The 23,145-nt window shown below is 56.8% G+C and carries 22 protein-coding genes; 10 read left to right on the forward strand and 12 right to left on the reverse strand.

The genetic code is table 11. The features are described from left to right. Positions 1-44 precede the first annotated feature (44 nt). The 7 genes from NIZ92_RS18350 to glmS form a co-directional block, all read right to left on the reverse strand. Entirely contained in the window at positions 45-1,292 is a 1,248-nt protein-coding gene (locus NIZ92_RS18350) for a type II toxin-antitoxin system HipA family toxin (RefSeq protein ID WP_254002413.1), read from the reverse strand. Positions 1,293-1,696: 404 nt separating this feature from the next. Beyond that, the gene (locus NIZ92_RS18355; RefSeq protein WP_254002414.1) at positions 1,697-2,047 is read right to left on the reverse strand and encodes a DUF6616 family protein; all 351 of its coding nucleotides are present in this window, start codon (positions 2,045-2,047) and stop codon (positions 1,697-1,699) included. A 278-nt stretch (positions 2,048-2,325) separates the two neighbouring features. Beyond that, positions 2,326-3,567: a YncE family protein gene (locus NIZ92_RS18360; protein ID WP_254002415.1), complete on the reverse strand. Its 1,242-nt coding sequence runs from the start codon at positions 3,565-3,567 to the stop codon at positions 2,326-2,328. A 31-nt stretch (positions 3,568-3,598) separates the two neighbouring features. Beyond that, complete coding sequence (locus NIZ92_RS18365; protein WP_254002416.1) at positions 3,599-6,133, reverse strand: TonB-dependent siderophore receptor; 2,535 nt, start codon at positions 6,131-6,133, stop codon at positions 3,599-3,601. Between the two features lie 289 nt (positions 6,134-6,422). Next, complete coding sequence (locus NIZ92_RS18370; RefSeq protein ID WP_254002417.1) at positions 6,423-7,427, reverse strand: FecR domain-containing protein; 1,005 nt, start codon at positions 7,425-7,427, stop codon at positions 6,423-6,425. Between the two features lie 5 nt (positions 7,428-7,432). Then, on the reverse strand, positions 7,433-8,002 hold the full coding sequence (locus tag NIZ92_RS18375) for a sigma-70 family RNA polymerase sigma factor (protein ID WP_301555091.1): 570 nt from the start codon (positions 8,000-8,002) through the stop codon (positions 7,433-7,435). A 236-nt stretch (positions 8,003-8,238) separates the two neighbouring features. Beyond that, positions 8,239-10,065: a glutamine--fructose-6-phosphate transaminase (isomerizing) gene (gene glmS / locus NIZ92_RS18380; protein ID WP_254002418.1), complete on the reverse strand. Its 1,827-nt coding sequence runs from the start codon at positions 10,063-10,065 to the stop codon at positions 8,239-8,241. A 201-nt stretch (positions 10,066-10,266) separates the two neighbouring features. Here glmS and NIZ92_RS18385 point away from each other — a divergent pair, with 201 nt between their 5' ends. Continuing rightward, positions 10,267-10,743 carry an Lrp/AsnC family transcriptional regulator gene (locus NIZ92_RS18385; RefSeq protein WP_052159272.1) on the forward strand — a complete coding sequence of 159 codons (477 nt, stop codon included), beginning with the start codon at positions 10,267-10,269 and terminating at the stop codon, positions 10,741-10,743. Positions 10,744-10,750: 7 nt separating this feature from the next. Here NIZ92_RS18385 and NIZ92_RS18390 read toward each other — a convergent pair whose 3' ends face one another. The 4 genes from NIZ92_RS18390 to NIZ92_RS18405 form a co-directional block, all read right to left on the reverse strand. Next, complete coding sequence (locus tag NIZ92_RS18390) at positions 10,751-11,869, reverse strand: glycosyltransferase family 4 protein (RefSeq protein WP_254002419.1); 1,119 nt, start codon at positions 11,867-11,869, stop codon at positions 10,751-10,753. 108 nt (positions 11,870-11,977) lie between these two features. Further along, positions 11,978-13,348 (reverse strand): bifunctional UDP-N-acetylglucosamine diphosphorylase/glucosamine-1-phosphate N-acetyltransferase GlmU, encoded by a 1,371-nt coding sequence (gene glmU, locus NIZ92_RS18395; RefSeq protein WP_035269735.1) that lies wholly within the window; start codon positions 13,346-13,348, stop codon positions 11,978-11,980. Between the two features lie 26 nt (positions 13,349-13,374). After that, complete coding sequence (locus tag NIZ92_RS18400) at positions 13,375-14,259, reverse strand: PhaM family polyhydroxyalkanoate granule multifunctional regulatory protein (protein ID WP_009457503.1); 885 nt, start codon at positions 14,257-14,259, stop codon at positions 13,375-13,377. Between the two features lie 44 nt (positions 14,260-14,303). Then, positions 14,304-15,131: an NUDIX hydrolase family protein gene (locus NIZ92_RS18405; protein ID WP_009457498.1), complete on the reverse strand. Its 828-nt coding sequence runs from the start codon at positions 15,129-15,131 to the stop codon at positions 14,304-14,306. Between the two features lie 275 nt (positions 15,132-15,406). On the opposite strand from NIZ92_RS18405, the gene coxB reads away from it, so the two are divergent. The 5 genes from coxB (at position 15,407) to NIZ92_RS18430 (ending at position 19,533) form a co-directional block, all read left to right on the forward strand. Continuing rightward, positions 15,407-16,567, forward strand: coding sequence for a cytochrome c oxidase subunit II (gene coxB / locus NIZ92_RS18410; RefSeq protein ID WP_026483582.1), 1,161 nt, complete (start codon positions 15,407-15,409; stop codon positions 16,565-16,567). 75 nt (positions 16,568-16,642) lie between these two features. Continuing rightward, positions 16,643-18,250: a cytochrome c oxidase subunit I gene (gene ctaD / locus NIZ92_RS18415; protein WP_009457496.1), complete on the forward strand. Its 1,608-nt coding sequence runs from the start codon at positions 16,643-16,645 to the stop codon at positions 18,248-18,250. Positions 18,251-18,267: 17 nt separating this feature from the next. Continuing rightward, entirely contained in the window at positions 18,268-18,381 is a 114-nt protein-coding gene (locus tag NIZ92_RS18420) for a cytochrome oxidase small assembly protein (RefSeq protein WP_009457495.1), read from the forward strand. Between the two features lies 1 nt (position 18,382). Then, positions 18,383-18,607 carry a DUF2970 domain-containing protein gene (locus tag NIZ92_RS18425; protein ID WP_003805158.1) on the forward strand — a complete coding sequence of 75 codons (225 nt, stop codon included), beginning with the start codon at positions 18,383-18,385 and terminating at the stop codon, positions 18,605-18,607. 50 nt (positions 18,608-18,657) lie between these two features. After that, positions 18,658-19,533 (forward strand): cytochrome c oxidase subunit 3, encoded by an 876-nt coding sequence (locus NIZ92_RS18430; protein WP_009457487.1) that lies wholly within the window; start codon positions 18,658-18,660, stop codon positions 19,531-19,533. Positions 19,534-19,577: 44 nt separating this feature from the next. On the opposite strand, the gene NIZ92_RS18435 is transcribed toward NIZ92_RS18430, so the two are convergent. Further along, positions 19,578-19,784, reverse strand: a complete 207-nt coding sequence (locus NIZ92_RS18435; RefSeq protein ID WP_026483580.1) for a twin transmembrane helix small protein — start codon at positions 19,782-19,784, stop codon at positions 19,578-19,580. Positions 19,785-19,812: 28 nt separating this feature from the next. On the opposite strand from NIZ92_RS18435, the gene NIZ92_RS18440 reads away from it, so the two are divergent. The 4 genes from NIZ92_RS18440 to cyoE are packed head-to-tail and all read left to right on the forward strand — an operon-like array spanning position 19,813 to position 23,136. Further along, complete coding sequence (locus NIZ92_RS18440) at positions 19,813-20,595, forward strand: SURF1 family protein (RefSeq protein ID WP_060185483.1); 783 nt, start codon at positions 19,813-19,815, stop codon at positions 20,593-20,595. A gap of 1 nt (position 20,596) precedes the next feature. Next, complete coding sequence (locus tag NIZ92_RS18445; protein ID WP_254002420.1) at positions 20,597-21,226, forward strand: hypothetical protein; 630 nt, start codon at positions 20,597-20,599, stop codon at positions 21,224-21,226. A 4-nt stretch (positions 21,227-21,230) separates the two neighbouring features. Continuing rightward, positions 21,231-22,304 carry a heme A synthase gene (locus NIZ92_RS18450; protein ID WP_022983661.1) on the forward strand — a complete coding sequence of 358 codons (1,074 nt, stop codon included), beginning with the start codon at positions 21,231-21,233 and terminating at the stop codon, positions 22,302-22,304. After that, the gene (gene cyoE / locus NIZ92_RS18455) at positions 22,243-23,136 is read left to right on the forward strand and encodes a heme o synthase (RefSeq protein ID WP_022983662.1); all 894 of its coding nucleotides are present in this window, start codon (positions 22,243-22,245) and stop codon (positions 23,134-23,136) included. The genes NIZ92_RS18450 and cyoE overlap by 62 nt, the downstream gene beginning before the upstream one ends. Positions 23,137-23,145 lie beyond the last annotated feature (9 nt).

The following is a 23,145-nucleotide window of genomic DNA, read 5'->3' on the forward strand; positions in this document are numbered from 1 at the left end:
CTCAAATCAAAACTTTGGGGCATTTCTCGGGCATGTCCGAGTAGCTACCTAATGCGCATGCGCCGCAATCCTTCAGACAACCTCTCCTGCATGAGCGCCTCCAAACGAGGTCCGAGCAGGAGACGCACCTGATCAAACTGCCCTTCTATCCTGTCCAGCAGCCGATCAAGCAGCTCCGCCGCCTCTTCATCACCTGACAAGCCAAAGGCTTTGGCATCGTGTAACGCATTGGCTCGACTGATCTGGCGGCTTCCATGACTCAACTCCATCGCCAGATACTGAGGGGTGAAATCTGGATTGGGAACGACATCAAAAGCGGGCGTCAAACGCCACCGGCCCTGATCATGAAGATAATGAATGGCATGGTTGCGGGGATGATCATCATCATTGCCAATGACCGCATTGAAAATCATGCGACAGAACAATTCAATGGCGTCCTCCTGAGGGGCACCTATCATCGTCAACGTTCTGGCCAAGTTGGGATAACTCCAGGCCGATGAGCCTGAATGACCGGGATACTCCGTCTGCAGCAAGGATGCCGCACTCAATGTCATGATCCTAAGGCCATGTTGGCGATCAAACCTCAATGAGCGCATCACACTCAGGGCGGAGTCCTCACCCAAACCTGTGTACGCGGTTTGGGCAAAGTTCAAGCCCACTGCCCGGCCCCACTCTTGAGTTGCATGTTCAAGACGCGGAATATCCTCGGTATCAGATGGCAGGATCGGTTTCACAAGCCAGAACTGATCACCATCACGAACGGTTGCTTTCGGTCTGGCTCCACCCATACTGGGTGTGGCCATCAGCCGGCGACGTAAATGCGGGTCCACCGGAGGGCGGCGCAGCTGCATTGCTTGCAGCTCTGCGCTCAGCTTTTCAATTTCTGTGATGGGCGGTGCGGACAATTCTGCGATCGAGGGTTTAGGCGAAGAGCCGACCGCCAATGCTCCCCAACGCTCCGCATTACCAGCCTTCAGAAGATAGGCATGGTTTGGAGAACGATCACTTAATCCGTGTTGCCTTTGAATGAGTAACCGGCCCCAGGCGTCGGGACACGCATCACGTAGCGCATCATGCAGGCCACCATAGCGACTCGCCTGAATAGGAACAAAGCCACTCAGCGGTAAGTTCACTGGATCAATTGACCATGGCAGACCTGCATCCTGATAGCTAGGCGCATAAATGAATTGGCCAAGCTGAGCTGACGAGTCGTGGATGTACCGACCTACGGTCACCCATTGCCCCGTGTCAGGCCGCTGCAAATAGACGTATAAAGGCTTAGAAATACTCATCGTCATCTCTGTCCAGTCTTGCGCGCCCCTTCATATCTCCACTGCTCCAATGAGCATCAGGCATAGGCACGATGGATTCGAGCAGACCAAGCGCTGCCAAGGCAGTCAAATAGCTCCCCATTGCCACAGCCGGATCGCCTCGTTCCATTCGGCGTAATGTACTTTCTGAGACCTCGACTCTTGAACTAAAGACTTGAGCTGTAATTTTCTGAGCAACACGTTGAGTACGAATGCAGCGCCCCCACACCAGAGTCCGTGACTCGACGGCTGGCAGGTAAAACGGAGTAGGAGCGAGTTTCTTGGGCATGGTGCAGACAACAATTATCGTTCATAGATAACCGTTTATATCACATAAACTCTTATCTATGAACGTTTTTTAACTATCCAGCCTTACTTGCTAACCCTCAAACAGCTTGAGAATCCTTAGCCAGCTCCGTCAAGTGTTGAGCAAACCCCCCTTGTGCACCCGCTGCATTCACATGGTCGAAATACACGTACCAACCACTGGCTTTGATGCCAGCCAGCAAAGCCTGGCAAGCTTGTTGATCAGGGAAGCGCCACACACCCATAAAGCGGTGCTCACTGGCCTGGTCAATATCGTGCTCGGTAGCGGTCAGAGCCAGCACTTCAATACCCAGGGTGGAGAGGCCACCCATCGCCTCCTGCAGACCTGCCAGGAAAGACTGGCGCTGCTCGACGGGCAAGGCATTCCACTTGGCATTAGGCGTGTAAAGCTCGATCAAATAATGAGACATGGGCTGTTTTCCTTTCACTGAGGAGACGTAATAGGGACTGAAGAATTGGATATGTAGCGTTTACAGGTGGGGCAACAAAGAAACTGCGTGCAGCGCAAGACTGCAGCACTGTTTCACCCTTTCCACATAGAGCATGCCATTTAATTAGATATCTAATCTTATAGATCACGAATAAATTTCGCAAGCAATCCATACGCGTAAAAAAGCCCGAGTTCGGCATCACGCCAAACCCGGGCTTTGGTTCCCACCTTGTCAATCAATCAGGCTACTTTGGCCTTTTAGAACTGGATGCGCACCATACGCTCTTTAGTCCCTTTTTCCTTGCTGTTGCCGTCGTTCTTCACCGACACATACAAGGCTTTTTCAGCGGGGATGTATTCCAGACTGTTGGGGTGTGGAGCCAGCTCAATGGTTTGCAGCGGCTTGTAGTTCACCGTATCGAAAATACTGACCGAACCCTTGCCCTCTTTCTCGCGCACACCGCCTCGGTTAGCGACAAACAGACGCTGGGATTCGGCGTCAAAACGCACACCAATAGGCACTTCGCCGGTAGGCATGGTTGCCAGGGTTTTACCGTTGGATGCATCCAGCACAAATACTTGATGACCAGCGCTGCGGCGCTTGTATTCACGCTCCAGATGCAGGTTACGCGCGTCATCACGGTCAATCCCCTGGTCCACCCCGAACAATCGGTTCTGCGCCGGGTCATACGCCAGGTTCAGCAACTGGTCGGCCTCAATTTCCAAGACCTGATCAATGTTCAAGGTCTGGGTATTCACGACCATCAGTTGGCCCTGCATATTGGAGACAAACAAGCGGTTATTGGCCTCATCCAGGGTGATGCCCACGACGTTATAGCCAAAGCCGGGCAGCACTTTTTCCAGTTCCATGGTCCGGGTATTCACCACGAACAGCACACTGTCAAAACCCAGGCCCAAGCCAGGCGCGAACACACGGTGGTTTTTCTTGTCCACGACCAGTTCACGCGTCTTGTACTGGAAGTCCTCGGTAATCTTGAAACGCTCCATCATCTTCAGCAAACCGTCTTTGCGTGCCTGGCCAAAATCAGCCGCGTTGATGGTGTCCTGAAAATTGATTTTTTCCTGCACCCGAATGCGCTTGATGACCTCGTTCTTGACGGTATCAACCACGGCAATCGTGCCGTTGAAACCTTGAGTCAGATACAGGCGGTTGGCGGCATCATCCAGGGCTACCCCAAAGCTCTTGGCCTCCATGGGAATCTCTTGCTTGATTTCCAGGGTCTTGGGGTCCAGCACCAGCGTGCGCGACAAGGTCTCGTCCTTCCAGTTGGGAGAGGACACGTACAAGCTGGATTGCGCAGGGCTGAAGACGATTTCCAGAACTTCGGCGGCAGTCGGTTTTTGCATGATCTGTGCTTGGGTAACGGCTTGATAGCCTGCAGGGGCAGGAGTTTTGGCGTGTACGTAGCCGGCCGACAAGCTCATTGCAATAGCAAGGTACAGACCACGCACAAGATGGCGAGTAGTAGACGACGTCATAATTTAGGCTCGATAAAAGTGGGGGAAGGAATTACCACTGGTAATCAATGGACAGATGCACATTGCGCGGCGCGCCGTAACGTGCCCGGAAGATCACGAAGTTGTCGTAGTAACGCTTGTCGAACAAATTGTTTACCGTGAGCTTGGCATTCCAATGCTGGTTCACGCGGTAATTGGCGTGCAGGCCAACCAGGGCATAGCTGCTGTGGGTGTCTTCCAGCGCCTTGCCGTTGCTGGCCGTATAAGGACGGCCAGCCGTCCACAGATCACGCTTGCCAAACCAGTTCACGGTGGCGCCGGCGCTCAAGCCTTGCAACGCACCGGAGAATTGGTACATGGTGCCCAGACGGAAGGTTTGGCTGGGAATGTAGGTGTTGATTCGCTCGCCTTCACCGTTTTTAGTGCTGGCGTAGCTATAAGAAGCAAACACATTCCAGTTGTTGGTCAGTGCGCCGCTTAGCTCCACTTCAAAACCTTTGGTTTTGTTGCCAGCGCCCGAAGACACGTAGGGGCGGCTGCCATCAGGCAATAGGAAGTCATCCGGCACCGAAGGGTCCAGCACGGCCAGATTGTTTTGACGGGTCTCGAAAGCGGCCAGGGAGAACTGCAGGGCCTCCTCCATCAAGCTGCCTTTCAGACCAATTTCACGGTTAACCCCGGTAATGGGATCCAGGAAGTTCTCGTTGATGTCCTTGTAGCTTTGCGGCTGGAACAGGCGGGTATAACTGGCGTAGGCCGTCAGGTTCGGGTTGATGTCATACGTCACCCCAAAGTACGGCGTAATTTCATTACGGTTGCGCAGCTCGTTGGACACGCCGGTGAACTGGCCGGTTTTACCGTAGTTGTCACGGTAGGTTTTGTAGTCCGACAAGCGCATGCCCATGATCACATTCAAGGGATCAATAATGTTCAGGCGCGTGCCGGCAAAGAAACCGTATTCGCGTGTGTGGACCCGGTTCCATTCACCTGTGCGGCTGACGCTGGGCTCGGGCATATAGCCGTCCCAGTCGTAAATATTGGGGATGAACCAGTTGCGGGTATCGCTGACCTGCATGGTGTACGTGGTGTCACGCTTGCGAGTGCCGTTAAAACCGAACATCAGCTGGTGCTCGCGGCCAAACAGCTCGAAAGGACCATTGGCCGACAACTCCAGATTGTCCTGATGGCGATAGCCATTGGCGGCCAGGTTGGCGCGGATGCCAATGCCGGATCCGTCCGGGCGCACCACCGGGTTCACGCCTTGCCCCAGGCCAGTAATCAAGGCATCACCATCGTCACGTTGATGGCTGTAGCTGAGCTTGGCATTCCACTTGTTTTCAAACTCATGCTCGACCGAGAAGAAAGCGTTTTGATGCTTCTTGTCCCAGTAGGTCCAATCCGGCACCAGCGACATGGAGCGCGAAACGTCAATACGGTCGCCCTCGCTGGTAAACAAGGGCACACCCATATTGCCTTCGCCTCGCAGCTTGGCGGTCTGGTAGTCGTAGCCAGCGGTCAGCAAGGTTCTGTCTGTCAGGTCAAATTCCAGCATGCCGGACAGCAAATCGTTCTTGTGGTCCTGGCGATCCATGAAGGAATCCGCCTGCTTGCGCGAACCAATAACACGCATACGCAAACGGCCGTCTTCAGTCAGCGGGCCGGTCACGTCCGCCGTTACGCGTTTGTCGTTCCAGGAGCCATAGTGGGCGCTTAACTTGCCGCCAAATTCTGCTTGCGGACGTTTGCGAATCAAATTGATCAAGGCGGAGGGCTCGCCGGTAGGCGACAACAAACCTGTCGCTCCGCGCACGACTTCCACACGGTCGTATAAATCCATATCCAGAGAAATAGGATTAAACGCTCCACGCCCGGCAGCACGGTAGCTGCTTTGCACGCCATCCACTTGCACATTGCTGATGTCAAAGCCACGGGCCTGAAACTGAAACCCGCCTCCCACCGCAGCCGTATTGGCCGTCACGCCGGTGGTAAAGTTCATCACATCATCGAAGCTGGTCAGGCCGAAATCGTCCATTTGCTGGCGCGTCATTACACTGACCGATTGCGGCGTGTGCTGGGTGTCCATGTTCAAGCGCGTCGCGGTGCTGCTGGTACCGTTCAGCGTGTACAAGCCTGTGTCTTCAGTCGCCCGATTCAAGGTGCCCTGCACACGCACGGGGGCCAATTGAGTGGTTTCCGTGACGGGCCACAAATTGACGGTATTGGCATCACGCGAATACTTGATGCCCGTGCCTGCCAGCAAAGTATCCAAAGCCTGCACCACGCTGTAATTCCCTTTCAGGCCCGCGCTTTGCTTGCCTTCGGCCACGCTACCTGCGCCGACCAGGTAGACCCCGCTTTCTTGCGAGAAGCGCATCAACACCCGGCTCAAGGGGCCCGCTGGTATGTCATAACGCTGTGTCTTGTCTGCCGTCGGGCTGTTTTGCGTGGCCGCCTGAGCAGGCGAGGTACTGGCAATAAACGCGCTACCGGCCATCAAGACATACAGGGCCAAGGCCAGTGGACGCAAAGGGGCGCAATGCGATCCTGCATCCTTGGACAGGGAAAGGGGATCGGGGCGACGATGCATAAGGAGACATCCTTCAAAAACACGGGTCAGTCACAATAAAAACGATGAACCTGAACGATGTTCTTGCGTTGATGTTCAGTACTGAGCAGCCACGGCGGGCTGCCTCCTGCTTCATTGGCCTCACGCCAATCAGGTCCTCTTACTGTCTAAAACCACCAAGTCTCCAAAACCCGGAACCTGCTTTTGCATCTTTTTTGAGGTTTTTTGGCCAAAATCCGGCAAGCCTTTGAATCTGATAGGTTTTTATTTTTATTATTTATGACCATCGTTGGTGAAATGCCCTGCTCAATCAATCCAGAGCTTGCACACTGGTCCACCAGGGCATGGGCTGATCGATGCGAATCGGCAATGCTGAAGCCAGCATTTTCAGCACGCGGTCCGTGTCATGAATGGGGAAGCTGCCATAGACCTTCAGATCGGCCACTGCCTCATCTACACCTAGATAGCCTTTGCGGTAACGGCTCAATTCCTTGATCACGCTACGCAAGGCAATGTTGTCAGCCACCAGTACGCCTTGGGTCCAGGCCTCACGCGCCTGATCGGCGTCCATGCTTTGCCGGATACGCTGCGCACTAAAGTGCACCTGCTTGCCCGCCTGTACCGTGGCGGTGTTTTGACCTTTTGCCGTAGACACCTGCACGGCCCCTTCGTAGACCGCCAGCTGCGTACAGTCCTTGTCCATACGCACATTGAATTGCGTGCCCAAGGCACGCATATTGCCCTGCGGAGTTTGAACAGTGAACGGTCTGTCCGTATCGTCTTTGGCCGTCTGAATGAAGATCTCGCCGGAGATCAAAACAATATGGCGAACCTGCGCAGTGAACTGCACATCAATCGCAGAGGCGGTGTTCAGCCACAGCCGGGAACCGTCTGCCAGCACAATCTGGTTCTGCTCTCCGGTTTGTGTAGAGTGGTCAGCCGCCAAAGCCAGAACACTGGAGGGCAGCCAGGACTGACGCCAGCCCAGCCAGCTTAGAACTCCCGTGCCTGCCAGTACGGCGACACTGGTCAGCGCGCGACGGCGCTGATGCAAACGCTCGTTAGCCGTATGCAATTTCTCTACCACACGGCGCGAATCCGGCGTGGTGCGCACAGGCTCAAAACTGCGGCTGACTTCCTCCACATAACGCCAAGCGGTGCTGTGCATCTCGTCCTGTTTGAGCCAGTTCTGCCAGGCAGAGCGCTGCGCCGCACTGGCTTTGCCATCGCGCAGGCAGGCATACCATTCAGCGGCTTGCATCAAAACGGCGTGGGGAGGTGTAGCGGGAGAAGAAAAACTGGAGCCGTGCTTCATGAGGCTTAGTATTGAGGTTCCTGACGCAATTCGGCGACGGTCTGGCAAGCATGCAGGCTGATGCAGCCCAACATGGCTTGTGCCACGTACTTGCGCACCATGCGGCCGGAAATGCCCATTTCTGCACCGACCTCATCATCAGTCATCTCGCAAATGACGGCCAGGGTAAACGCCTTGGCTGCTTTGGGAGACAGGCTGCTGAGCATGACACTGATCTCTTCCAGCGCCTGCAAAATCATGGCCTGACGTTCTGCCGAAGGGTAAAAGTTCTCGGGTGTAGCAGCCAGAATATCCAGCCAGGCCTGCTCAATTTCCTGACGTCGCCACAGATTGATGCACAGGTTTTGTGCCGTCTTACGCAAGTAGGCGCGGGCCTCGCCGGGACTGGCAAATTGCCAGCGGGAACGGCTACTTAACAAACGCACAAATGTGTCCTGCGCCAAGTCAGCCGCCTGATCTGCCCCACCCAAACGGTGATGCAGCCAGCGCTGCAACCAACTATGGTGGTCGCAGTAAAGTGACTCGACCGACTCGGCCGAATACACGCCTGACAAGGGAAGAACTGAAGATGACACGAGGGTACTCCGCACCGCTAGATAATGAGAATCGTTATCAATTATTATATGGTGCAGGCTGCTAAATCCGCTAGCGGTGTGGGTTTGGAGCGACACATAAACTGGCTTTCAGGCAAGGCTCACCCTCTTTCGCAGGATTTATTTCCCTATAAAAACCACTCGAAAATTGCCAAACGGCGAAGAATGCAAAAAGAGCCGCATAAGCGGCTCTTTACGGTCGATGTAATCTGAAAAACTTATTCGACAGTCACACTCTTGGCCAAATTCCGTGGCTTATCCACGTCCGTGCCACGCGAGCAAGCCGTGTGATACGCCAGCAATTGCAGGGTCACGGTGTGCAAGATGGGGGACAGCTTGCCGTAGTGCTCTGGCATACGGATCACATGCACACGCTCGCTGCTGCCGATGCGGGTATCGGCGTCAGCAAACACGTACAGCTCACCACCGCGTGCATGGACTTCTTCGATATTGGATTTCAGCTTTTCCAGCAGTTCATCACGTGGGGCGATAGTGACCACGGGCATGGCTTCGGTGACCAGGGCCAGAGGGCCGTGCTTCAGTTCACCAGCTGGGTAGCCTTCGGCGTGGATGTAGCTGATTTCTTTCAGCTTCAACGCACCTTCCATGGCGATGGGGTAATGCATGCCACGGCCCAGGAACAAGGCGTTTTCCTTGCTGGCAAAACGATCCGCCCAGGCCATGATCTGTGGCTCCAGAGCCAGCACAGCCGCGATAGCGGTAGGCAAGTGGCGCAGGGCTTTCAGGTAGTCGCCTTCCTGCTCCTGACTCAGGTGACCTTTGACTTGAGCCAGCGCGATGGTCAGCAGGAACAAGGCGGTCAACTGGGTGGTGAAGGCTTTGGTGGAAGCCACACCAATTTCCACGCCAGCGCGGGTGATGTAGGACAGCTTGCACTCACGCACCATGGCGCTGGTGGCCACGTTGCAGATGGTCAGGGTCTGTTCCATGCCCAGGCTGCGGGCATGTTTCAAGGCGGCCAGCGTGTCAGCCGTTTCGCCGGACTGGGAAATCGTCACCACCAAAGTGCGCGGGTTGGGCACGCTGTCGCGGTAGCGGTACTCGCTGGCAATTTCCACATTGACGGGGATTTTGGCCAGAGACTCAATCCAGTAGCGAGCGGTCAGACCGGCGTAGTAGCTGGTGCCGCAAGCCAGAATCAGCACATTGTCGATGTCCTGGAAAACCTTGTAGGCCTGGTCACCAAACAACTCGGGTGTGACGCTTTCAATGTCTTGCAAGGTATCGCCTACAGCGCGGGGCTGCTCGAAGATTTCCTTTTGCATGAAGTGGCGGTATGGGCCCAATTCAGCGGCTGCGGTGTGCAGATGTACGGTGTGTACCGGACGATCAACAGCGCGGCCGTCCTTGTCCATGATCCACACTTTATTGATCTGCAAATCAATCACATCACCGTCTTCCAGGTAGATGATTTGATCGGTCGTGCCGGCCAATGCCAGAGCATCCGAAGCCAGGAAATTTTCATTCTGGCCCACGCCCACAACCAGAGGCGAGCCATGGCGAGCACCCACTACACGGTGAGGTTCGTCCTGACAGAACACAGCAATGGCGTAAGCGCCAGTCAAGCGACGGATGACCTGCTGCACGGCCTCGAACAGATCCCCGTTGTACAGGTGGTCGATCAGGTGAGCGATAACCTCGGTGTCGGTTTGGCTCTCGAACACGTAGCCAATGCTTTGCAGCTCGGCGCGCAATTCGTCGTGGTTTTCAATGATGCCGTTATGCACCAGCGCAATACGCGCTTTGCCCTTGCCGGAGAAATGAGGGTGAGCATTGTGAGTAGCAGGCGCGCCGTGCGTTGCCCAGCGAGTGTGAGCAATGCCGGTAAAGCCTTGCAGATGATCTGCCTTGACCTGTTCTTGCAGCTCGGCCACGCGCTGAGTACTGCGTGCCCGCAACAACTGGCCCTGCGCATGAACAGCAACGCCGCAAGAATCGTAGCCCCGGTATTCCAGACGCTTCAAACCTTCCAGCAGCACGGGGACAATATCGCGTTGCGCTACCGCGCCAACAATTCCACACATAGCCAACTCCTGTTCATGGCCCCTTTCGATGGGCCAACTAATCAATTCAATCCGCCTATTCTGATCTGAAACACGAAAAATTTTATGTCTATTTTTTTTCTGAAATGAATTAAAATTTCATTTAATAATCAAAATGAAAGAAAAACAAAATTCATTTTATTTAACGGAATTTTATTTCATCATAGATAGATAAACATTGTCATGATTGAACTGGACGAGCTGGATTTACGCATTCTGGAGCAACTGCAAAATGATGCTTCCATCAGCAATCAAACGCTGGCTTTGCGCGTGCATGCCTCTCCCCCAACCTGCCTGCGGCGAGTACGTCGTTTAAGCGAACAAGGGGTAATTCGCAGGCAGGTTGCCTTGCTGGACCCGGAGCAACTGGGCCCCAGCTTGACGGCCATTGTGGAGATTACGCTGGACCGTCAGGGTGAAGAATACCTGCAGCAATTCGAGCGCCTGATGGCCCCCGAAGCAGCAGTGACGCAATGCTATCGCGTCTCGACCGGGGTGGATTTCATTGTGATCTTGCAGGTCAGCGACATGACGGCGTATCACAAGCTGGCTCACGCTTTATTCACCAGTCAGGCGAATATCCGCAATATACGAAGCTTCTTTTCGATTCATCAGGCCAAGTTCGAGACGCGGGTGCCTTTACCTGCACCAAAGATGTAAGCCGGGCTCAGGTCCGTACACGTTGCTGTACCAGTTGCTGATACAGACGCAAGTAACGCTGCACCATGACAGCGGGGTCATGCTCCTGCTGCACCCAGCGATGCGCCAGCGCTGCCTGTTGCCGCGCTGCTGTCGGATTGCTCAAAGTGTCATCCAGAGCCTGTGCAATGGCTTGTGCATCCCCTACCGCGCATAACTTGCCACGGCCATTATCCAGCAGCTCACTCAAACCGCCCGCCATCGTGGCCGTAACGGGCACGCCGTACACGAACGCATCAAGAACGCTGGAGCCCAGGGCTTCATGCCGGGAACTCAAGACAAAGCCGTCCATCAAGCGATAAGCCTGTTCAGGGCGGGCTTCAAAGCCAGCCAGCTTGTAGCAGTCTTCCAGGCCCAACTGCATAATCAGTTCCTGTGCCGCCGAGGTCTCGGAGCCAGGCGCACCGAAATGCAAAAACACAAAGTCCTGACGACGCTGATACAAGGCATGAACCGCGCGTATCAAAGTCTGGGGGTCTTTCTCGGACGTCAGTGCCGCCATCGTCCCCAGAACGTGCAAGCCCTGCGGATTCCACCGCAGCCGCAAGTGGTTCACATAGGCCTCATCCTGCTCGACGTACTCGATGGCACTAGGAATCACATCTACGGAAAAGCCCAGGCGACGCGGCTCTGCCGCTGCTGCCTGGCTGATCGCTACCAAACGATCCGCCTTGCGCCACTTCCAACGCGTGCGTCGTTCCTTGGAAGTCAAAGCGCTGTCTGGCTGCTGTCCGCTACGTTGCTCGACGCGTTTGCGGTCAATCGGAAAAGCCGTGCGACGCGTAAAGACCACCCGTTTGGGCAACCAGAAATGCAGCAAGGCCAGCCAGCTCATGCAGGACGCGGTTTGGGAATGGACGATATCAAAACCCCGGCCATGCACCAGTAAATAACGCAGCGCGGCACCCACGGAGGCGCATTCCACCACACTCACGCCCTGCTCTTTAGCACGCTTGGCCAACTCTTCATCACGTCGGGCCAATAGACTGACCTGATGACCAGCCTGTTGCATCTGCTGGATGCTCAGCAGGGTTTGCCGCTCGCCACCGCGCCAGCCGCGCTCGAAGTTAAGCTGCAGAATGCGCATGACGACGATCCAGAATCAGCCCATCCGGGCACTGTGTGCCACAAGAGCAAGCAGCAATGCTCCCCTTGCGATGCAAAGGGAGAAATACCGAAGATGGGCTAACACACATCAAGATTTGCGAACCGGGCGCTTCCAGCCGGACACGCTGCGCTGTTCCGAACGCGACAAGGTCAGCTGATCATCCGGTGCATTGCGCACCAGGGTCGTACCCGCGCCAATCGTTGCGCCACGGCCTACCGTCACCGGAGCCACCAGCTGCGTATCCGAGCCGATGAAGGCATCGTCACCAATCACGGTGCGGAACTTGTTCACGCCATCGTAATTGCAGGTGATGGTGCCTGCGCCAATGTTCACACGCTGCCCCACATCGGCATCACCGATATAGGCCAGGTGATTGGCTTTGGAACCTTCACCCAGCTGGGTGTTCTTGATTTCCACGAAGTTGCCCACGTGGGTGTGATTGGCCAGAACAGCACCAGGGCGCAGACGGGCGTAAGGGCCGATACGGGCTTCTTCGCCAACCTGGGCTTGTTGCAGATGGCTGAAAGCTTCGATTTGCGTACCGGCACCAATCGTCACGTCACGCAGCACGCTATGCGGGCCGACACGCACGCCGTCTTGCAACACAACCTTGCCTTCAAACACGCAACCCACATCAATGAACACATCACGGCCACACTCCAGCGTGCCGCGCAGATCAAAGCGGGCCGGGTCGGCCAAGGTCACGCCTTTTTCCAGCAGGCGGCGAGCCTGTTCTGCTTGCCACAGACGCTCCAGTTCGGCTTGTTGAATGCGGCTGTTCACACCCAAAGTTTCCCAACCAGCAGCTGGCTGAGCTGCCTGCACGGGCACGCCATCGGCAACCGCCAAGGCAATGATGTCGGTCAGGTAGTACTCGCCCTGAGCGTTGTCGTTGGTGATGCGGGTCAGCCAATCTTTCAGGCGCGCCGTCGGGGCTACCAGAATGCCGGTGTTCACTTCCTTCACGGCACGCTCGGCTTCGCTGGCATCCTTGTGCTCGACAATGCGCTGTACGGTGCCATCTGCACCGCGAATGATGCGGCCGTAGCCGGTAGAGTCTGCCAGTGTTTCGGTCAGCACGGCCACGCCTTGGCCACGCGCTTGCAGCAAGCGGCGCAAGGTGTCAGCCTGGACCAAAGGAACGTCGCCATACAGAACCAGCGTGGCGTCATCTTCCTGGTCGCCACCGACCAGTTCAGGCACGGCCTGTTGCACTGCATGGCCCGTACCATGCTGAGGTTGCTGCAAGGCAAAGGCCAGCTCGGCCTGTGCGAAGGTTTGCTGAACGCGCTCGGCGCCATGACCCACCACGACCACAACTTTTTCCGGCTCCAGTTCACGTGCGCTGTCGAGCACGTGGGCCAGCATGGATTTGCCGGCGATAGGATGCAGTACTTTGGGCAGGTCAGACTGCATACGCTTGCCCATGCCTGCTGCCAGAATCACGATATTAAGCATAAAAATTTACCTACAAGGTTGGTCGATCAGTTCTTTTTGGTACTGCTTTTGGTGCTGCGCGTGGCGGTTTTTTTAGCCGCCGTTTTGGTGGCCGCCTTGGCCGCAGTTTTAGTGGCGGCTTTCGCTGCCGTTTTCACCGGCTTGGCTGCTGCCGGAGCACTGGTCTTGGCCGACGTCTGGGCATGGGCAGCTGCCGGTTTAGGGGGTTTGGCCGAGCCAGCCGCTTTGGCCTTGGTCGCCTGCTGGCGATAGTTTTCTACCTGCTGCATCGATGCGGCTGTGGCGGTCGCCATGGCATCAAATTGCTGTTGCAGCATGTTCCACCACGCTTGCGCAGCGGGATTGCCTGCACCGGCTTCCTGCTGAGCACCGGGCTGTTTATCTTTGGGGCTGTCCTGCTTGGCAGCCGCTTCAGGCTGTGGCGCAGCCTGTTGAGACTGTGGCGAGGGCTGAGCCGCTGCTGACTGGGATGCCGTATGCGCGGCCGCCTCCGGCTTGCTGGCCTGCGCCTTGGCACCGGCTGCATTATCTGCACCCGCAGCACCCGCTGCCATGGGATTGAAGGCCATAAAGGCTTCAAAGGGATTTTTCCCGCCCGCAGCCTGTGTACCTTGCTGTGCCATGGTTTTGATGGCCGCCAAGGTGGAGCGCTGAATCTCCAGCCCCTGGATGGTCGTGCTCAGCATGGACAGGTTCAGCTGCAACCAGCTTTCCACGGCACGCAAGTCACGAATACGACGATCCAGATCATCGGGGGACAAGCTGGGCATCATGCCCGAGCTCAAATCGCCCGCCCCGCCGCTGGCCATGTTTTTCCAAGCCTGCGCCATCATGTCCATGCTGCGCAGCAAGGGATTGTTGCCGCCGCCCAGGGCATTGAAATCAGGTATACCAAAAGGATTCGGGTTCATGCGTAGCTCCCATCGGGTTGATGCCTGCCCAGTGACTCCCAGGTTCAGGCCAGCTGTTCCAGATGCTGCTTGATGCTGTCGATCAGCACCACTTGCGCTTCCAGGGTGAACAAATCTGCTTCTATCATTTGCCAGGCTTCATCCAGCGTCAATAAGCGAAACTCACTAACCTCGCCGTCCATATTGCAGGGCCGTACATCGTCGGCCAGCACGCAATCGCTAACCAGGGCGTTCTCCACCTGATAGCCTTCCGGCAGGCGACGGTGCATGCGCAAGGACACACGCAAAGGGGTGCAATTGTCCAGCACGGACTCGGCCAACCCCGCTTCTTCATAACTTTCGCGTATGAGAGAGGTATGCAGCGATTCGCCACTGACCGCCAATCCACCGACCAGCGTGTCCCACATATTCGGGTCTGTTGACTTGGTGGGTGAACGACGTGCGGCCCAGATACGGCCGTCTGTGGACCAGCCATTCAAATGCACGGCTTGCGTCAAAAAGCCCAAGGGCCGTACCGCACCGCGTTCAATGCGCGACAGGCACTGCCCTTCTCCGACCACGTCCAGCAACTCGTCACGCCAGGCCCGAATGCAACCGCCTTCCTGCAAACGCAAGGCGACCTGATCCAGGACCTGAGCCAAGCTCAATTCCTGGCTGGGGCAATCGCTCAGACGCAAGACATCTTCTTCAATCGAGACCCCTGGCAAAGGCTCGATACAACGAGCGGCCTTGGGGGTGATCCATCCGGCAACGCGCCCATCTACAGTGACAGGGCGGCTGCCCGGTGGGGGCAATTGTTGCAGCTGACTGGTCAAGCTGGCCATGCGCTGACGCAGGGCCTGAGTAAGTGATCGGTTCTGGAACAAAGTCATAGTCGGCGATTGTAATTCAAGCCTTGCCCCATTACGGCTTTTGTAGCGTTTAGTCCAACCTTGTCTTCTAGGGACATACCCTGCCCTTGAAGGCTAAAACAAGTTCTATATAATTTCCGTGAACAGATAAGCTACTAAAAACTTCGAGCGGACCAGCACTTAGATGCGACAAGCCCGCCACTGCAACACAGCAGTTTCTTCCAGCGTTGGATTTTTCGGAGCGTTGACGCAGCCGAACCCCGGTTTGGCATGGCAACACCAAAAGAGGGACAACAATGAAGATGTGGAGAAGTTTATTTGCTCTGACCGCCTGTTCGACGGCAGGGCCAAGCCTGGCTCAGATCACCCACATGGAGGGTGGTCCCCGTGTCAATCAGCTCAATTTGCATAACGGGGTTACCCCCATCGCCCAGGACATTGCCTGGCTGCATTGGATGATGCTGATCATCTGTACCATCATCTTTATTGGCGTGTTCGGCGTGATGTTCTATTCCATCATCCGGCACCGCAAGTCCAAGGGCGCGATTGCCGCCCGCTTTCACGAACACCTGGGTGTGGAAGTGGCCTGGACCATCATTCCTTTCCTGATCGTGATCGGCATGGCACTGCCCGCCACCAAAACCGTGGTGGCCATGAAGGACACCAGCAGCGCCGACCTGACCGTCAAGGTCACTGGCTATCAGTGGAAATGGGGCTACGAGTATCTGGACGGTCCGGCCACGGGTGTGAAATACCTGTCCAACCTGTCCACCCCGCGCGCCCAGATTGAAGGCCGCGAACCCATTGGCCCGAACTATCTGATGGAAGTGGACAAGCCACTGGTCGTGCCGGTTAATAAAAAAGTGCGCGTCATGCTGACGGCCGAGGACGTCATCCACTCCTGGATGGTGCCCGAGTTTGGCGTCAAGCAAGATGCCATCCCTGGCTTTTTGCGCGATACCTGGTTCCGTGCAGACAAGGTCGGCACCTACCGCGGTCAATGCGCCGAGCTGTGTGGCAAGGACCACGCCTATATGCCCATCGTGGTGCAAGTGATGGCGCAAGAAGACTACGACAAGTGGGCCCAGGAGCAGAACGACTTGATGACTGCCCAGGCCGATGATCCCAATAAAGAGTGGACCAAGGACGAGTTGACCGAGCGCGGCAAACAGATCTTTGCGCAAAACTGCGTGGCTTGCCACCAGGCCAACGGCAAGGGCATGCCCGGCACCTTCCCCGCTCTGGATGGCGATACGAAATTTGTGCTCGCCCCCAAGAAAGGCCAGATCGACACGGTGTTGAATGGTCACCCTGGCACCGCAATGGCCGCCTTCCGCAATCAACTGACCGATGTACAGATTGCTGCGGTCATTACCTACACACGCAATGCCTGGGGCAACGCTGGCAAAGGGCCTGACCCTGTCGTGATGCCCGCCGACGTCAAGGAACAGCGCTAATTTTCCGCGCGCCGCCTATCACACTATCAATCTATCCCTGACTACGGCCAGGGGGAGTGCAGCAAGGAGTCAAGCATGAGTAGCGTCACCGTCGACCATGTAGCGAACCCGAGCGGACATGATGATCACCATCATGCCCATGCCACCCCTAGCGGCTGGCGTCGCTGGCTGTTCGCCACCAATCACAAAGATATCGGGACCATGTACCTGATCTTCTCCTTTGTGATGTTGCTGGAGGGCGGCGTGCTGGCCTTGCTGCTGCGTACCGAACTGTTCCAGCCGGGCCTGCAGTTTTTCCGGCCAGAGCTGTTTAACCAGTTCACCACCATGCACGGCCTGATCATGATTTTCGGCGCGATCATGCCGGCTTTTGTGGGCTTTGCTAACTGGATGATTCCGCTGCAAATTGGCGCATCGGACATGGCTTTTGCCCGCATGAACAACTTCAGCTTCTGGCTGCTGCCCGTGGGCGCGATTCTGTTTACCGCGTCCTTCTTTGTGCCGGGCGGCGCGCCTGCCGGTGGCTGGACCATGTACGCCCCGCTGTCCTTGCAGATGGGGCCGGGCATGGACTTCACGATTTTTGCGGTCCATATTCTGGGCGCATCCTCCATCATGGGGGCCATCAATATTGTGGTGACGGTATTGAACATGCGCGCGCCTGGCATGACGCTGATGAAAATGCCGCTGTTTTGCTGGACCTGGCTGATTACCGCTTATCTGCTGATTGCCGTGATGCCCGTGCTGGCCGCTGCCGTGACCATGCTGCTGACGGACCGTCACTTCGGTACACACTTCTTTAACGCCGCCGGTGGTGGTGACCCGGTTCTGTACCAGCACATCTTCTGGTTCTTCGGCCACCCCGAGGTCTACATCATGATCTTGCCGGCCTTTGGCATTGTCTCTGCCATCGTGCCTGCCTTCTCGCGCAAAGCTTTGTTTGGCTATGCCTCCATGGTGTACGCCACCGCCGCCATCGCGATTCTGTCCTTCCTGGTGTGGGCCCACCACATGTTCTCCACCGGGATGCCGGTAACCGGGCAGCTGTATTTCATGTATGCCACCATGCTGATCTCCATTCCGACCGGGGTGAAGATCTTCAACTGGGTAGCCACCATGTGGCGCGGTTCGCTGTCCTTTGAAACGCCCATGCTGTTTTCCATCGGCTTTATCTTCGTGTTCACGATTGGCGGCTTTACCGGCCTGATCCTGGCCGTGGCCCCGATTGATATTGCGGTACACGACACCTATTACGTGGTGGCCCACTTCCACTATGTGCTGGTGGCCGGATCGCTCTTTGCCCTGTTTGGCGGTGCCTACTACTGGCTGCCCAAATGGACCGGCCGCATGTACAACGAGCGTCTGGGCAAGATCCACTTCTGGTCCACCATGATCTCGTTCAACGTCACCTTCTTCCCCATGCACTTTCTGGGTCTGGCGGGCATGCCACGTCGTTATGTGGACTACGCCGGTCAGTTCACGGACTTCCACCAGATTGCCACCATTGGTGCCTTCTGGTTCGGTCTGTCGCAGTTGCTGCTGATCTACATCGTGATCCAGGCCGCACGCGGCAAGGGCGAAGTGGCCAGCGCCAAACCCTGGGAAGGTGCCGAAGGTCTGGAGTGGACTGTTCCATCGCCCGCTCCGCACCACACCTTTGAAGTACCCCCTGTCGTCAAGTAACACTGGAGGAACGCCGTATGACCCCCGAACAACGCCGTCGCAACCGCCGTCTGGGATTGCTCCTGGCCGTGTTCGTCATTGCCGTCATGGCCTGGACCTTTCTAAAAGGCAGTCAATTTTTAGGACAGTGATATGGATGACGATTTTCGGGACCTCACACGGCGCAAGCTCAGTTTTTTCCAGACATTGAAAGCCATTGCCTGGGGTTTTTTTGGAGTCCGTCGTGGTCGTGACCATGAGCAGGACATTGCCAAGATCAATCCGGTCTATCTGATTATTGCCGCCTTGATCGCCACGGTTGTTTTCGTTGTGGGCCTGATTATGGTGGCCCGCTGGTTCATTGGTCAGGCCAGCTGAACCCTGGCCGGATACTGCGCCCCAGGGCACATGACCCGAAGGAGAACACTATGCATGTCGAGACTACGGCTCACCCGTCCAAGGCGCCGTATTACTACGTCCCCGGCTTATCGGGGCACCCGGTACGCGCCAGCCTTTCCCTGTGCCTGACGCTGTTGGGTGCGGCTACCTGGATCAATAACTGGCCGGGCGGTTTCTGGGTGTTCCTGGTCGGGATTCTCAGCTTCTTGCTGGTGCTGTTCTTCTGGTTCAGCGATGCCGTGCGCGAGTCTGAAACAGGTCTGAACAGCACCCGTGTCGATATCTCCTATCGCTGGAGCATGTCCTGGTTCATCTTTTCCGAAGTGATGTTTTTTGCAGCCTTTTTCGGGGCACTTTGGTATACCCGTGAAATTGCCACGCCGCTACTAAGCGACCTGGATCACCGCGCCCTGCTCTGGCCTGACTTCACCGGCACCTGGCCGAATCAAGGCCCGGCGGGCACTGTTGCCCCCTTCCAGACCGTAGGCCCGCTGTGGCTGCCTACGATCAACACGGCCTTGCTGCTGACCTCGGGCGTCACCCTGACCATTGCTCACCACGCGCTGCGAGCCAGCAAGCGTAGTAGCGCGATTTTCTGGCTGTTCATGACGGTTGCGCTGGGCTTTGCCTTCGTGGCCTGCCAAGCTTACGAATACATGCACGCCTACGCCGAGCTGAACCTGAAGTTCACTTCCGGCGCTTACGGGGCCTTGTTCTACATGTTGACGGGTTTTCACGGTTTTCACGTGATTATCGGCGCCACCATGCTGACGGTGATGCTGATACGGCTGATGCGCGGGCACTTTACCGCCGAGCACCACTTTGGTTTTGAAGGGGCCGCCTGGTACTGGCACTTTGTGGACGTGGTGTGGCTGGGCTTGTATCTGTACGTGTACTGGTTCTAGCAATTCATGCTCCAGGCCCGTGTCTTCGGGCCTGGGTTTTTACTTCAAGCCAAAGGCACGCCAGTGCTTTCAATCCAACCCAGATGATGGGCCAGCAACACAAACAGGAACAGGGCCACGGACAAGCCCACTCGCCAGGTCAGCGCATAGGCCATGCGATTGGAATTACCCCGGTCCCGCATCAAATACACCAGGGCCGAACCCAGCGAAACAATAATCCCCAGAAACACGATCAGGACTAGCACACGCATTACGTATCCCCCGCTTCAGGTTGAATTGATGTCCAGCAACAATCCTCGTTCTTCTTCGACTCGATCCCTGCTTGCCCTGGTTTGTCTGGGTTTGCTGATGCTGCTGTTCATTAGCCTGGGGCGCTGGCAACTGAGCCGCGCGCAGGAACGTCAAAGCCTGGCACAACAAATAGAACAAGGCCGCCAGCAAGCTCCCCTTCATATTGATTCCCAGGCCAGCCTGGATAAAGGTGCCTTGTGGCAGTCTGTCGCAGTGCACGGCTCCTGGCGCAGTGAGTTAACTGTACTCCTGGATAATCGCAATTTCAAAGGTAAGCCGGGCTACTGGATTGCCACCCCTTTTGTGCTGGATGAGGGCGATTTGGCGGGCTCCAGCCTGCTCGTACTACGTGGTTGGTTGGCTCGCGTACCGGGGCAAACCCCTAGTGTTCCGGCTGCACCATCCGGCCACCAAACCATTTCCGGCGAGTTGATGGAACGCGTGCCGCGCCTGTTTGAGCTGGGCAGCAGCCCCTTGCCTGCACACTTGCCCGACCCGTCTGGCACGCCCCCCGTCGTGCAGAACCTGGCCCTGGAAGATCTGCGCAGCCGCATTGATCTGCCTGTGCTGCCGCGCGTGCTGGCCCAGACCGCCCCCGCCTCGGAGCTGCAAACCAATTGGCCCGACCCGAATATCGACTTTGAAAAGAACCGTGGCTACGCACTGCAATGGTTCGGTTTTGCCCTGATTGCCCTGTGTGCCTGGATCGGTGTAGCGTGGAAATGGCTGCGACGCTCCAGGCTCAACTCTGCCCCTACAAGGAAAACCTGACGTGGACACGACTCAACCCCCAACCCGCCCGCGTTCCATGACTCCGCTGTATCTGCTGCTGGCGATCAGTCTGGCGCCGGTGCTGTTTGCACTGGCTGCCTACTACATGCCATCACTGGGACTGCGGCCAGACGAGAGCAATGCCTACGGCCAGTTGATTCAGCCTCAACGCAGCGTGCCTGAACCTGCCGCACTGCCCCTGCGCAATCTGCAAGGCGAAGCTTTTGATCTGCAATCGCTGCGGGGCCGCTGGGTACTGGTCAGCGCCGATGAAAGCGCCTGCCCCGAAAGCTGCGTGCGCAAGCTGTTCATTCTGCGCAACTCCCACGCCAGCCAAGGCAAGAACGTGGAACGCCTGGCACGCGTCTGGTTTGTGACTGACCAGGGCCAGCCTTCGGAACAAATTCTGGAGGCCTATCAAGGCACCCATATGCTGCGTGCGGACCCACGCCAACTGGCCGAATTCCTGACCCCTGAAGCCGCTGGCAAGGCCCCCGAACAAGCCGTCAAAAATGGCATGTGGATCATCGACCCCAATGGCAATTTGATGATGCTGTTCCCCGGCGATGCCGACCCGCTCAAGGTTCGCACCGACATTCGCAAACTGCTGAACAATTCACGCATCGGATAAGCTCATGGCCGATATACGCCAACGCTACCGCAAGCTGGTTTACCTGACCTGGTTCCTGACCCTGGACCTGATCATGTTCGGCGCGTTTGTGCGTCTGACAGATTCGGGCCTGGGTTGCCCGGACTGGCCCGGTTGCTATGGCAAGCTTACGCCGCTGGGTGCAGGGGCACATATCGAACAAGCCTATCAAGCCATGCCCTATGGCCCGGTCAGCTGGGGCAAAGCCTGGATTGAAATGATCCACCGCTACGTGGGCGCGGCTTTGGGCATGCTGATCATTGCCATTGTCTGGATGGCGTGGCGACACCGCCATACGCTGGGGCATTCAGCCCGGCTGGCGGCTTTCACCTTACTGGCTGTGTGCGTGCAAGGGGCCTTTGGTGCCTGGACCGTCACCCACAAGCTGATGCCCATTATCGTCACCACCCACTTGCTGGGTGGCATGAGTGTGCTGGCCTTGATGACCTGGCTGGCCGTGCGCGAAAACCCAGGACCGCCAGTCTCGCCTGTAACGCGCCGTTGGCGACCCTGGCTGATCGGGGCCTTTATCCTGCTGACGATTCAGATTGGTCTGGGCGGCTGGGTCAGCACCAACTACGCGGCGCTGGCCTGCATGGACTTCCCGCAATGCCACGGTCAATGGATACCGGAGATGGATCTGCACGGCGGGTTCTCGCTGTTCCGCGCGTTGGGCGAGCTGCCTTCAGGTGAGATGATTTCCCAGGCCGCGCTGACCGCCATCCATTGGGTCCATCGCAATATGGCCTTTCTGGTGTTTCTGGTTCTGGGTTCCGTTGCGTGGAAATTACGCGCCGATCCCATCTTGCGTCGCCCCGCGACTTTGGTGCTTTTGCTGCTGCTGGCCCAGCTCATCACGGGGTTAACCACGATCTTTTTCCAATGGCCTCTTTTGATTGCCGTCCTGCATAATGGGGGAGCTGCCGGTCTCGTTTTATGCTGCGTCACCCTGTTGGTACGGCTTTCCCGCAAGTCGACTGTCCCCCAAGGAATACAGTATGACAAACACCGCTACCCTGGCTCCCGCCTCGCTCCTGCGCCAGTATCTGGTACTGACTAAACCCAGAGTCACCCAGCTGGCTGTTTTCTGTGCCGTTATCGGCATGTTTCTGGCTGCTCCCGGCCTGCCCGATCCGGGCACCGTGGTCGCGGGTACGCTGGGCATATGGATGCTGGCGGCTGCCGCCTTTGCCATCAACTGCCTGATCGAAAGCCAGATTGATGCCCGCATGTTGCGCACCGCTCGGCGCGGTACGGCACGCGGCACCATTACCCCGCCGCAAGTGCTGGCCATGTCCGGTTTGTTGGGTGGCATGGGCATGCTGGTGCTGTATTACTGGGTGAACCCGCTGACCATGTGGCTGACCTTGGCCACCTTCATTGGTTATGCGGTGATCTATACCGTGATTCTCAAACCCCTGACCCCACAAAACATCGTGATCGGCGGTTTGTCCGGTGCCATGCCACCTGCTTTGGGCTGGGCCGCTATTGCCAACGCCGTACCGGCTGAGGCCTGGTTGCTGGTGCTGATCATCTTCATCTGGACGCCGCCGCACTTCTGGGCCCTGGCGCTCTACCGTCAACACGACTACCAGCGCTCCGGCCTGCCCATGCTACCCGTCACTCACGGCAAGACCTTTACGACGCTGCATGTGCTGCTCTACAGCTACATCCTGATGGCCTCCAGCCTGCTGCCCTTCATCATCCGCATGAGCGGGCCGTTGTACCTGGCTGCGGCGATCTTGCTGGGTGCACGCTTCATTCAATACGCCCACCAACTGCACCGCAACTACAGCGATGAGCTGTCTCGCAAGCTGTTCCGCTTTTCCATTATTTATCTGGCGGTCTTGTTTGGGGCATTACTGCTGGATCACTGGGTACGCTTGATCTGATCACGCCCA

The sequence above is a fragment of the Alcaligenes sp. 1735tsa3 genome (genome assembly GCF_024134565.1).
Classification (GTDB): domain Bacteria; phylum Pseudomonadota; class Gammaproteobacteria; order Burkholderiales; family Burkholderiaceae_B; genus Alcaligenes; species Alcaligenes phenolicus.

Bases quoted from the DNA above. Each gene is read 5' to 3' on its own strand.
- NIZ92_RS18385 (WP_052159272.1), top strand. From the start codon at position 10,267: ATGATTGAACTGGACGAGCTGGATTTACGCATTCTGGAGCAACTGCAA.
- NIZ92_RS18360 (WP_254002415.1), bottom strand. From the start codon at position 3,567: ATGACGTCGTCTACTACTCGCCATCTTGTGCGTGGTCTGTACCTTGCT.
- NIZ92_RS18400 (WP_009457503.1), bottom strand. From the start codon at position 14,259: ATGAACCCGAATCCTTTTGGTATACCTGATTTCAATGCCCTGGGCGGC.
- NIZ92_RS18365 (WP_254002416.1), bottom strand. From the start codon at position 6,133: ATGCATCGTCGCCCCGATCCCCTTTCCCTGTCCAAGGATGCAGGATCG.
- ctaD (WP_009457496.1), top strand. From the start codon at position 16,643: ATGAGTAGCGTCACCGTCGACCATGTAGCGAACCCGAGCGGACATGAT.
- NIZ92_RS18390 (WP_254002419.1), bottom strand. From the start codon at position 11,869: ATGCGCATTCTGCAGCTTAACTTCGAGCGCGGCTGGCGCGGTGGCGAG.
- NIZ92_RS18425 (WP_003805158.1), top strand. From the start codon at position 18,383: ATGGATGACGATTTTCGGGACCTCACACGGCGCAAGCTCAGTTTTTTC.
- NIZ92_RS18355 (WP_254002414.1), bottom strand. From the start codon at position 2,047: ATGTCTCATTATTTGATCGAGCTTTACACGCCTAATGCCAAGTGGAAT.
- coxB (WP_026483582.1), top strand. From the start codon at position 15,407: ATGAAGATGTGGAGAAGTTTATTTGCTCTGACCGCCTGTTCGACGGCA.
- NIZ92_RS18405 (WP_009457498.1), bottom strand. From the start codon at position 15,131: ATGACTTTGTTCCAGAACCGATCACTTACTCAGGCCCTGCGTCAGCGC.
- NIZ92_RS18440 (WP_060185483.1), top strand. From the start codon at position 19,813: ATGTCCAGCAACAATCCTCGTTCTTCTTCGACTCGATCCCTGCTTGCC.
- NIZ92_RS18430 (WP_009457487.1), top strand. From the start codon at position 18,658: ATGCATGTCGAGACTACGGCTCACCCGTCCAAGGCGCCGTATTACTAC.
- NIZ92_RS18450 (WP_022983661.1), top strand. From the start codon at position 21,231: ATGGCCGATATACGCCAACGCTACCGCAAGCTGGTTTACCTGACCTGG.
- NIZ92_RS18435 (WP_026483580.1), bottom strand. From the start codon at position 19,784: ATGCGTGTGCTAGTCCTGATCGTGTTTCTGGGGATTATTGTTTCGCTG.
- glmU (WP_035269735.1), bottom strand. From the start codon at position 13,348: ATGCTTAATATCGTGATTCTGGCAGCAGGCATGGGCAAGCGTATGCAG.
- cyoE (WP_022983662.1), top strand. From the start codon at position 22,243: ATGACAAACACCGCTACCCTGGCTCCCGCCTCGCTCCTGCGCCAGTAT.
- NIZ92_RS18350 (WP_254002413.1), bottom strand. From the start codon at position 1,292: ATGAGTATTTCTAAGCCTTTATACGTCTATTTGCAGCGGCCTGACACG.
- glmS (WP_254002418.1), bottom strand. From the start codon at position 10,065: ATGTGTGGAATTGTTGGCGCGGTAGCGCAACGCGATATTGTCCCCGTG.
- NIZ92_RS18420 (WP_009457495.1), top strand. From the start codon at position 18,268: ATGACCCCCGAACAACGCCGTCGCAACCGCCGTCTGGGATTGCTCCTG.
- NIZ92_RS18370 (WP_254002417.1), bottom strand. From the start codon at position 7,427: ATGAAGCACGGCTCCAGTTTTTCTTCTCCCGCTACACCTCCCCACGCC.